This is a genomic window from Mesorhizobium sp. B2-9-1, assembly GCF_006439455.1.
Classification (GTDB): Bacteria; Pseudomonadota; Alphaproteobacteria; order Rhizobiales; family Rhizobiaceae; genus Mesorhizobium.
Genome location: NZ_VFTP01000018.1, coordinates 80,235 through 90,554, shown reverse-complemented (window position 1 = coordinate 90,554; position 10,320 = coordinate 80,235). Strand labels below are relative to the sequence as shown.

Annotated in this window: 10 protein-coding genes; 6 read left to right on the top strand and 4 right to left on the bottom strand. The window is 65.6% G+C overall.

Annotated features, from left to right (window positions below):
- Window positions 1–94: 94 nt before the first annotated feature.
- Entirely contained in the window at window positions 95–706 is a 612-nt protein-coding gene (locus FJW05_RS23545; protein ID WP_140636093.1) for a TIGR00730 family Rossman fold protein, read from the bottom strand.
- A 212-nt stretch (window positions 707–918) separates the two neighbouring features.
- Complete coding sequence (locus FJW05_RS27835) at window positions 919–1,092, bottom strand: hypothetical protein (protein ID WP_246673614.1); 174 nt, start codon at window positions 1,090–1,092, stop codon at window positions 919–921.
- Between FJW05_RS27835 and FJW05_RS23540 the strand changes: the two genes are divergently transcribed.
- From FJW05_RS23540 to FJW05_RS23520, 4 genes are all read left to right on the top strand, one after another.
- Window positions 1,073–2,344, top strand: a complete 1,272-nt coding sequence (locus tag FJW05_RS23540; protein ID WP_246673613.1) for a LysM peptidoglycan-binding domain-containing protein — start codon at window positions 1,073–1,075, stop codon at window positions 2,342–2,344. The genes FJW05_RS27835 and FJW05_RS23540 overlap by 20 nt on opposite strands.
- A gap of 271 nt (window positions 2,345–2,615) precedes the next feature.
- Window positions 2,616–2,951, top strand: a complete 336-nt coding sequence (locus FJW05_RS23530; RefSeq protein ID WP_140636089.1) for a metalloregulator ArsR/SmtB family transcription factor — start codon at window positions 2,616–2,618, stop codon at window positions 2,949–2,951.
- Complete coding sequence (locus FJW05_RS23525; RefSeq protein ID WP_140636087.1) at window positions 2,951–4,834, top strand: ABC transporter ATP-binding protein/permease; 1,884 nt, start codon at window positions 2,951–2,953, stop codon at window positions 4,832–4,834. The genes FJW05_RS23530 and FJW05_RS23525 overlap by 1 nt, the downstream gene beginning before the upstream one ends.
- Window positions 4,835–5,171: 337 nt before the next feature.
- Entirely contained in the window at window positions 5,172–5,513 is a 342-nt protein-coding gene (locus FJW05_RS23520; RefSeq protein WP_181165051.1) for an antibiotic biosynthesis monooxygenase, read from the top strand.
- Here FJW05_RS23520 and FJW05_RS23515 read toward each other — a convergent pair.
- On the bottom strand, window positions 5,489–6,361 hold the full coding sequence (locus FJW05_RS23515; protein WP_140636083.1) for an SMP-30/gluconolactonase/LRE family protein: 873 nt from the start codon (window positions 6,359–6,361) through the stop codon (window positions 5,489–5,491). The two genes, FJW05_RS23520 and FJW05_RS23515, sit on opposite strands and share 25 nt — an antisense overlap.
- 161 nt (window positions 6,362–6,522) lie before the next feature.
- Here FJW05_RS23515 and FJW05_RS23510 point away from each other — a divergent pair, with 161 nt between their 5' ends.
- Together FJW05_RS23510 and FJW05_RS23505 are read left to right on the top strand one after the other, a co-directional pair.
- Window positions 6,523–7,260 carry a phosphatidylserine decarboxylase gene (locus tag FJW05_RS23510; protein ID WP_281405784.1) on the top strand — a complete coding sequence of 246 codons (738 nt, stop codon included), beginning with the start codon at window positions 6,523–6,525 and terminating at the stop codon, window positions 7,258–7,260.
- A gap of 75 nt (window positions 7,261–7,335) precedes the next feature.
- Entirely contained in the window at window positions 7,336–8,079 is a 744-nt protein-coding gene (locus FJW05_RS23505; protein WP_224525202.1) for a phosphatidylcholine/phosphatidylserine synthase, read from the top strand.
- Between the two features lie 9 nt (window positions 8,080–8,088).
- Here FJW05_RS23505 and FJW05_RS23500 read toward each other — a convergent pair whose 3' ends face one another.
- The gene (locus FJW05_RS23500) at window positions 8,089–10,311 is read right to left on the bottom strand and encodes an AMP-binding protein (RefSeq protein ID WP_140636081.1); all 2,223 of its coding nucleotides are present in this window, start codon (window positions 10,309–10,311) and stop codon (window positions 8,089–8,091) included.
- Window positions 10,312–10,320 lie beyond the last annotated feature (9 nt).

Sequence of the window (10,320 nt, the reverse complement as noted above, 5' to 3'; positions counted from 1 at the left end):
GGGGAGTAGGGGAGTAGGGGAGCCACTTCCGGGGTGCCGTTTTGCGGCAACCTAACATACTCCCTTACTCCCCTATTCCCTTACTCCCCTGGATCTACATCTTGTCGATCACCGACTGCACCCCTTCCGTCGGCGCGTCGACCGACGAGCCGGCCACCATGATGGCTGCGACGATCGCCTCCGGGTCGTCGACCACCAGCGGCTTCACGCGATGCGCGGTGTGGATGAACCCCTCGGCCGACATGTGCTCGATCAGCGCCAGCATTGGGTCCCAGAAACCCTTGATGTTGGCGAAGACCATCGGCTTGCGGTGGTGGCCAAGCTGCGCCCAGGTCATGATCTCGACGATCTCTTCGACCGTGCCGATGCCGCCCGGCAGCGCCACAAAGGCGTCGGATTTTTCGAACATGCTATGCTTGCGCTCGTGCATGTTGTCGGTGATCAAGAGTTCGTCGAGCTTGTCGAGCGCGGTCTCGGTCGCCTCCTTGTTGATCAGGAAGCGCGGGATGATGCCGGTGACCTTGCCGCCGGCCTTGAGCGCACCGTCGGCGACAGCGCCCATGATGCCCTTGGTGCCGCCGCCATAGATGAGGCGCAACCCGGATTTGGCAACCGAGCGGCCAAGTGTGTGGCCGGCCTTGATATAGGCCTCGTCGCGGCCCGGAGACGAGCCGCAATAGACGCAGACGGATCGAATCGTGTTCATGGCGATGATTGGTGATGGGGACGGTCGGCGGGGTCAAGCCCGCGGACGGGCTTTTTCTTGTCGGACTCGGGAAAACACGCTAGACCGGGCGTTAGGTGGCTAAGGGGGCAATACGGAATTATGGCGATCAATCCTTCTAAGGCGTTCTTGTTCGCGGCGGGCGGCGTTGTCGCCGTCGCGGCCGTCGCCTATGGCTCGGGTGCGCTCGATCCTTACATCGACAGCCAGAAGCCGGCGCAGGTCGCGACGCTGCCGCAGACCGATGCAAAACCGGCTGAATCCTCGAGCACGAGCACGGAGGCGCGTGTGCCCCAAGCTCCTTCAAACACAATGGCTCCTTCAAACACAATGGCTCCGGCGAACACCATGGCGCCAGCCAACACCATGGCGCCCGCCAATAAGATGGCGCCAGCCAACAATGCGGCAGCGGCCCAGGCGCCCGCCGCCACCGGTCCGACACTGCCGACCTTCGATGTCGTGCGCGTCGAGGGCAATGGCTCGATCGTCGTCGCCGGCAACGCCGCGCCCAACGCCAAGGTCGAGATTTTGAATGGGGGCACGGTGCTCGGCTCGACCGAGTCCGGACCCGACGGCGCCTTCGCCATCGTGCTCGACGAGCCGCTGAAGCCCGGCGACTATACGATCACGCTGCGCCAGACGGTTGGCGGCATCGCCGTTGCCTCGGCCCAGACCGCCGTCGTCTCGGTGCCGCAGAGCCCGACAGGCCAGGTGCTGGCCATGGTCGAGGAGCCGGGTAAGGCCTCGCAACTGATCACCGTTCCTGAGACCGAGAGCAAGCCGGCGGCGTCGGCCGCGACCGATCAGGCAGCGGCGCCCGCGACCCAGGCAACGACCGCGCCGGCGGCATCGGACACGGCCTCGGCGCCGGCCGCGACCGCGCCGGCCGCCACAGACCAGGCGACCGCGCCGGCTGCGGCCGCCGCGGCGGAGCCCAAGATCGCGGTCGAAGCGGTCGAAATCGACGGCAGCAAGATCTTCGTCGCCGGCACGGCCGATCCCGGCCGCAAGGTGCGCGCCTATGCCGACGCCATCCTGCTCGGCGACGCCAAGACTTCGGCCGACGGGCATTTCCTGATCGAAGCGACGCGCGACATTCCGGTCGGCAGCTACACCATCCATGTCGACGGCCTGGACAATGATGGCGTCAAGGTCGTCGCCCGCGCTGCCGTCCCGTTCGAGCGCGAGCCCGGCGAGTCGGTCGCCGCCGTCGCCCCAAGCGGGACCAAGCCGGCCGAGACCAAGACCGCCGAAATCACGACCGACACAGCAACGGCCGAAGCGGCCAAGCCCGCCCCGGCCGCCGGGGGCGCTGCCAAGGTTGCCGAGGCGACGCCCTCGACCGACGTGCCCGAAACGGTCGCGCCAAAGCTCGAACATGCCGACAGCGCCGTCATCATCCGCCGCAACGACACGCTCTGGCGCATCTCGCGCCGCGTCTACGGCCATGGCACGCGCTTCTCGACGATCTATCTGGCCAACAAGGACCAGATCCGCGATCCCGATCGCATCTGGCCGGGCCAGGTGTTCAAGGTGCCCTCGACTTCGAAGGAAGGCGAGGCCGCCGACATGAAGGCCATGGGCGAGCAGATGACAGCCGCACCGGCGAAGACGGAGTAGGGGTTGGCGAATAGCCAATCTCCGCCCTTGTGGGGGAGATGCCCGGCAGGGCAGAGGGGGGCGCTGTCCCGCCGACTTGTCAGTCTTGCTGCTTCCCGCAAATCGCCGACGCCAGCGATGTACCACCTTATTTTGATTGGTCGCGTTCCTTCGCGCCCCCCTCTGGCCTGCCGGCCATCTCCCCCACGAGGGGGGAGATCAGCAGCTCCGGCCATTCTACCCATGCGCCTAGCTTGCCCTCCCATCGTTCATCGTCTATCGCCGATGAACGATGTCCGAATCCCCCGACACCCGCTGCACCGAAAGCCGCGCCATTGCCGCGCGGCTGGCGGCGCTGTCGCATCCGGCGCGCATCGAGATCCTGAAACATCTCTCGGCCAGCCGCTGCTGCTCCTGCCGTGAGGTGGTCGATCACCTCGATCTCGCGCAGTCGACCGTTTCGCAGCATCTGAAGGTGCTGGTCGAGGCCGGGCTCGTCCGTTTCGAGGCCGACCGGCAGCGCTCGCGCTACGCGGTCGACCACGCCGCCCTTGCGGGTGTCTCCGCTTCGCTCACCCAGCTCGTCAACTCCTGCTGCCCCAGCCTCTCACCCATAAGGCAAGACTAGTGGCCGAAAAGACCGTATCCGCCGAAGCCGGCACCCTCACCACCCTGCGCAATCTGTGGCCCTATATGTGGCCGGCCGACCGCGCCGATCTCAGAGCCCGCGTCACCTGGGCGACGCTGCTTCTGGTCGTCGCCAAGGTCACCTTGGTCGCCGGCCCGTATTTCTTCAAATGGGCGACCGATGCGCTGGCCCATGGCTCGAAGACACCGCCGCCGCTGCCATCCTTCCTGCTGGCGCCGGTGGCGCTGGTCATCGCCTATAACGTGCTGCGCCTGATCCAGCTCGGCTTCAACCAGCTGCGCGACGCGCTGTTCGCCCGTGTCGGCCAGTATGCGGTGCGCCAGCTCGCCTTCCGCACCTTCGTCCATATGCATCAGCTGTCGCTGCGCTTCCATCTCGAGCGCCGCACCGGCGGCCTGTCGCGCATCATCGAGCGCGGCACCAAGGGCATCGAGACGATCGTGCGCTTCATCATGCTGAACACGGCGCCGACCATTCTCGAATTCGCGCTGACAGCCGGCATATTTGCCTTCACCTATGGCTGGAAATACGTCGCCGTGGTCGCCGTCACCGTCAGCCTCTATGTCTGGTTCACCGTCAAGGCGAGCGACTGGCGCATCTCGATCCGCCGTGACATGAACGACAGCGACACCGACGCCAACACCAAGGCGATCGACTCGCTGCTCAACTTCGAGACGGTCAAATACTTCACCAATGAGCGCATGGAGGCCGAGCGCTTCGACCGCTCGATGGCACGCTACGAGATCGCCGCGACGAAGACCTGGACCTCGCTCGGCTGGCTGAACTTCGGCCAGGGCCTCATCTTCGGCCTCGGCACGGTCATCGTCATGTGCATGTCGGCGCTGGAGGTGCAGGCCGGCAGGCAGACGGTCGGCGATTTCGTCTTCATCAACGCCATGCTGATCCAGCTTTCGGTGCCGCTCAATTTCATCGGCTTCATCTACCGCGAAATAAGGCAAGGGTTGACCGATCTCGAGCATATGTTCGACCTGCTCGACGTGCCCCAGGAGATCGTCGACAAGCCGGATGCCAAGCCTTTGAAGGTCGGGCCCGGCAAGGTCGAGTTCCGCGACGTGCATTTCTCCTATGATCCCAACCGCAAGATCCTGAAGGGCGTCTCCTTCGAGGTGCCGGCCGGCAAGACGGTTGCGATCGTGGGCCCGTCCGGCGCCGGCAAGTCGACCATCTCCCGGCTGCTGTTCCGTTTCTACGACGTTCAGGGCGGCAAGGTGCTGATCGACGGGCAGGACATCCGCGACGTCACGCAGGAGAGCCTGCGGGCGGTGCTCGGCATGGTGCCGCAGGACACCGTCCTGTTCAACGACACCATCGCCTACAACATCCGCTACGGTCGCGTCGGCGCCAGCGAGGAGGAGGTGCGCAAGGCGGCCGAGCTCGCCCAGATCGGCCCGTTCATCCAGAAGCTGCCAGAGGGCTACAAGTCAATGGTCGGGGAGCGCGGGCTGAAACTTTCGGGCGGCGAGAAGCAGCGCGTGGCGATCGCCCGCACCATCCTGAAGGCGCCGCCGATCCTGATGCTGGACGAGGCGACCTCGGCGCTGGACACCCAGACCGAGCAGGAGATCCAGGCAGCCCTCGACCTGGTCAGCAAGGGCCGTACCACGATCGTCATTGCTCACCGGCTGTCGACGGTGATTTCGGCCGACGAGATCATCGTGCTGAAGGACGGCCAGATCGCCGAGCGCGGCACCCATGCGGCGCTGCTTGCCAAGCACGGCCTCTACGCCTCGATGTGGGACCGCCAGCGCGAGGCGACCGAAGCCGAGGAGCGCCTGCGCATCGCCCGCGAGAGCGACGAGTTTGGGGTTATTGTGCGCAGGAGGACTTCGGAGGTGAGCTAGCTGTGGCTCTTCCTTCTCCCCTTGTGGGAGAAGGTGGCCGCGAAGCGGCCGGATGAGGGGTGTTCCAGCGGAGTGAGACGCTGGCGTTCCCTGGAACACCCCTCATCCGGCTCGGCGCTATCGCGCCGATCCACCGCCCGGCCCTTCGCAGGCTCAGGGCGTTCGAAGCTCGAAAAGCCAAGCAATTGGCTTTTCGTCCGCTAACGCGGACCGCTTCTCACCCCACAAGGGGAGAAGGGAAGGACAAAAATTCCCCTTGACCTCAACCTATCTTGAGCTTGCAAACCGTCTCCGAGCCACCTGCCAGGCAAACCTTCCAAATCGGAGATGGATGAAAATGACCGCCAATAATCCCCGCACCGGCAGCGTGTTCCGGGTCGATAAATTCGTCGTGCCGGCGCAAGCGCGCGACGAAATCCTCAGCAAGGCCAGGATGACGCATGAATTGCTGCGCCAGCAGGAGGGTTTTGTGCAGGACTTCCTGCTCGAGCAATTCTCCGGCCCGGGCGAGTTCAACCTCGTCACCATGGTCGAGTGGGAAAGCCAAGCCGCGGTTGACAAGGCGGTGCCGATCGTGAAGGCCGCGCATGAGCGTATCGCCTTCAGCGCGCAGGAAACGATCGCGCGCCTCGGCGTCAAGGCCGACATCGCCAACTATCGGCGCGTGCCCGAACTATAGGAAGGCCATCCGGCTCCGGGCACCGAAACAGCGGCGCTCAGCACCTGGCCGGTGCGGGCGTCGCTCACCATACTTTCGAACCCGCGCCATTCGGCGGCGGCGATGAACAACGTCCTGCCGTCGGCGCCGCCCAACATGCAGGCAAAGCAGCCGCGATCGACCTCAACCCTGTCGATTTTCTCGCCGCCTTCGCGAACCCTGACACAGTGGCGGTTCGGCACGTCGGCATACCAGACACAGCCTTCGGCATCGATGCAGATCCCGTCGGGATAGTCGTTGCCGAGATCGGCCCAGACGCGCCGCTTGGAAAGGCTCCCGTCCTCGCCAATATCGAAGGCGGTTAGCCTCCTGGCGTGGGACTCGGCGACGATCAGTGTCTTGTTGTCCGGCGTCACCGCCATGCCGTTGGCGAAGGCGATATCCTCGGCGACCTGCCGCACGCCGCCGTCCGCTGCGACCAGCACGATCGTGCCCGGTCCGAAATGCTCGCCCGGCGCCGGCGCCGGCCCGCCGCCATTGACATAGATATTGCCGCGCCCATCGACGACGATCTCGTTCCACGGGTTCTTCGACAGATGCCTCAGATCGGCATGGGTGACGAGCGTCCCGCCTGCCTCCTGCCGGAGCAGCAGGCCTTCCCGGCCCGAGACCACCAGAAGCCGGCCATCCGGCAACCAGTCGATCGAATAGGGCAGGACGGCCGGCACGGTAAGCATCACCTCGCTCCGGCCATTTTCGTCCACCGCGACGATCTCGCCGGTACCCCAGTTGCAGAGCCAGAGCCGGCCGTCATGCCAGCGCGGCGACTCGCCGAAGGCGAGGCCTGTTGTCACGACCTTGGCACTCATTGAAGACGGTTTCGGCGAAGGCATTGGCGGGCTCCCTGGGTGTCCTCTCGCCAAGGACGTGTGACGGAGCCGAGTTCCTACATACGGAGCAAAAGTTAGGCTTGCGTGCCGGCGTTGCTGCCTCCCCCATTGTTGCGTTGCGGGGAAGGGGGCTTTCCGCTATTGAGGCGCATCCTGAAACAGGGACCGCCCCAAGCCCTATGACGCTTCTCGACTCGGTCAAGAATACATTCGTTCCGATCCATCGCGAAGGCTATCCCTTCATCGCCGCCTTCGCCGCGGCGACGCTGTTTCTCGGCTATTTCTCCTCGGTCCTGTTCTGGATCGGACTGATCCTGACCGCATGGTGCATCTATTTCTACCGCGATCCCGAGCGCGTCACCCCGGTCGACGACCGGCTGGTGGTGAGCCCGGCCGATGGCGTGATTTCCGCGGTCGGCCCCGCCGTGCCGCCGAGCGAGCTTGGCCTGGGCTCGGGCGAGATGACCCGCATCTCGGTGTTCATGAACGTGTTTTCCTGCCACATCAACCGCGCTCCGGTGCGCGGTCGGATCACGCGCATCGAGCACAAGCCCGGCAAATTCCTTAACGCCGAGCTCGACAAGGCAAGCGCGGAGAACGAGCGCAACGGCCTAGTCATCGACAGCCCGAACGGCACGATTGCCGCTGTCCAGATCGCCGGCCTTGTGGCACGGCGCATCGTCTGCTGGGCCGAGATCGGCGGTACGATCGCGATCGGCGAGCGTTTCGGCTTGATCCGCTTCGGCTCGCGCGTCGACGTCTTCCTGCCGTCGGGCGCCGTGCCGCGCGTCGCGGTCGGCCAGACGGCGGTCGGCGGCGAGACCGTGCTTGCCGAATTCGGCGGCACCGCGGTCACGCCCTTGGTCAGGGTTTCCTGAGCGTTGGGCGCGCCGTTCAAGAAATTCGAGGCCCATGCCAGCGGCGGTCCGCGCATCCGCGAGATCCCGATGCGCATGGTGCTGCCCAACCTGGTCACCGTGCTTGCCATCTGCGCCGGCCTTTCCGGCATCCGCTTCGCCTTCGAGAACCGCTTCGAGATCGCTGTGGTCATGGTGCTGCTTGCCGCTTTCCTCGACGGCATCGACGGGCGGCTGGCGCGCATGCTGAAGGCGACCTCGAAATTCGGCGCGCAGATGGATTCGCTGGCCGATATCGTCAATTTCGGCGTGGCGCCGGCCCTGGTGCTCTACGCCTTCCTGCTCGACCGCGCCGGCTCGCCGGGCTGGATCGCCGCACTTCTCTTCACCATCGCCTGCGGCATGCGGCTGGCCCGCTTCAACGTTCTGGCCGACGACGCCGAGCAGCCGGCCTGGCAGACCGAATATTTCGTCGGCGTGCCGGCCCCGGCGGGTGCTGTGCTGGTCATGCTCCCGCTCTATCTTTATTTCCTGCGGCTTGGTCTGGAGCCCAGCCGGCCGGCCGCCTTCGTCGCCACCGGCTTCACCGTGCTGGTCGCTTTCCTTCTGGTCAGCCGCCTACCGGTCTACTCGGGCAAGAGCGTCAAGGTGCCGGGCGACAGGGTGCTGCCGGTCATCCTGGGCGTCGTGCTCTACATTCTCTTGCTGATGACCTATCCCTGGTACACGCTGACGGCTTCCGTCGCTGGGTACCTGCTTTTCCTGCCGTTGTCGGTGCGCGCCTATTCGAAGCGGGCCATGCGCGAAGGCGAGAAGGTGCCGCCGTCGGATATCGGGTAGCGCTGCGCCCTAGGCCGCCGCACTCAGCCCCAGCCGGTCGATCGCCAGCTTTCTTGCCGAGATGTAATCCGTCTTGCCCGAACCCAGCACCGGGATATCGTCCACCTTGATGATGTCGTTGGGCACCATCAATTCGGCCGCGCCGGCTTTCTTGCCGAACTGGCGCAGCTCCTCGGCATTGGCGTCGTCGGCGGTGGTGACCAGCACGATGCGCTCGCCGCGCCTCTTGTCGGGCACTGCCACCGCCGCGTGGCGCTCTTCCGGCCATAGCGACTGCACCAGCATCTCGACGGCGCCCAGCGACACCATCTCGCCGGCGATCTTGGCGAAGCGCTTGGCCCGCCCGCGTATGGTGATGAAGCCCTCGCGGTCGACCGAGACGATGTCGCCGGTATCGTGCCAGCCTTCCAGCCGCTGCAATTCGCCGGGACGGTCGGCGGTCATATAGCCCATCATCATGTTCGGTCCGTCGAGCCACAGCCGGCCGCCCTCGGCGATGCCTTCGACCGGCTCCAGCTTCATGCGGATCGCCGGCAGCGGCCGCCCGACTGTGCCGTCGCGGCTGTGGATGGCGGTGTTCACCGCCACCACGGGCGCGGCCTCGGTCAGCCCGAAGCCTTCGACGATCGAGGCCTGGAAGCGGTCGCGATAGGTGCGCCGCGTCTCCGGCTTCACCGCTTCGGCGCCGGCCACGACGAAGCGCAGGCTGGAGAAGTCGCCGTCCTTGGCGGTGCGCGCGTAATTGGCGAGGAAGGTGTCGGTGCCGAACATCACGGTCGGTTTCACCTTGCGGGCGATCTCGGGGATGATCTTGTAATGCAGCGGCGAGGGGTAAAGGAACAGCTTAACGCCCAGCACCAGCGGCAGGATGGTGCCGCCGGTCAATCCGAAGGAATGGAACACCGGCAGAACGTTGAGCAGGATGTCGGCCGGCGAGACGGAGACGCGCGCCTCGGCCTGCATGACATTGGCAAGCAGGTTGCGGTTCGACAGCACCACCGCCTTCGGCGTGCCTTCCGAGCCGGAGGTGAACAGGATGACAGCGGGCTTCGCGGCTTGCTGCCGCTGCAGCGGCAAACGCCACAGAAGCGCTGCGGCGACCTTGTCCAGGGTCGTCACATTTGCGCGCACATCTTCCAGCCACAGCATCTTGGCGCCACCCGCCTCGACCGCGGCGACGATATCGTCGATGCCCGCCTTTTCGATGAAGGCGCGGGAGGAAACCACCGTCCTGATGACGGCAGTGCGGATCGCCGCGGTCACGCTCGCCGGGCCGGCGGTGTAGTTGATCATCGCCGCCACCCGGGCAGCTGAGACCAGGCCGACGAAGGACAGCACCACGCCATTGGCGTTGGGCAGCAGCACGCCGACCGCTTCGCCGGGCGCCGTCACCGCCTCGAAATGGCGGCCGAGCACGCGCGCGCCGATGAACAGCTTGCGGTAGCTGAGCGAACCGGAAATCACATCCTCGATGATCGGCCGCGAAGGGCCGATGCGGTCGGCGGCGTCGCGCATGGCGAGGAAGAGCCCGCGATCGAGATTGGTGCCGTAAAGCCGCGCCTCGGCGAACCGGTCGAACAGCGCATTGGTGTTGGACGCCATGTCGGGATTGCGCGCCACCAGCTCGGCAATGGTCATCGGCTCCAGCACACTCATCGAAAGCCGCGGGAACCAGTGGCGCGGCGCTTTTTCCTTCGGCGTCAGCGACACCGGCAGGTCACGCGTGCCGGCAACGAAGATTGGCACGATGCGTGCGTCGGCCTGCATGGCGATGCGCGTGATGGCGCGAAACAGCCTGAAGGACTTGACGTCCGGCTCGACATTGTCCGGCAGATAGACGGCAAGCCGCCCCTTGCCCTTGAGCACGCGCACCAGCCGGCGGCTGACGAAGATATGCTCGGCGTTGAAGGCGATAGTGCGGGCAAGCTCACGCCACGGCTCCAGCCATGGCGAGCGCGCCGAAGCCTCGTCCAGGATGTGCAGCGTGTCGTCGGGAAGCAGCGACAGCATCAGCGCCGGCTCGATGCGCGACTGGTGCCAGACCACATAGATGACGGGGGTCTTCGCGCTGCGGGCAATGCGGATGCGGTTATCGGCGATGCGGTAGGCGAGCTTGAACGGAACATAGAGCAGCGCCTGGGTGAAGCGCAGGTCGAGCCGGAACCGCTCGATCACGGCGATCAGCAGCCAGGCAAGGACAAGGCCCGCCAGCAGCGCCAGGGTCAGGATCATGCCGCTCTC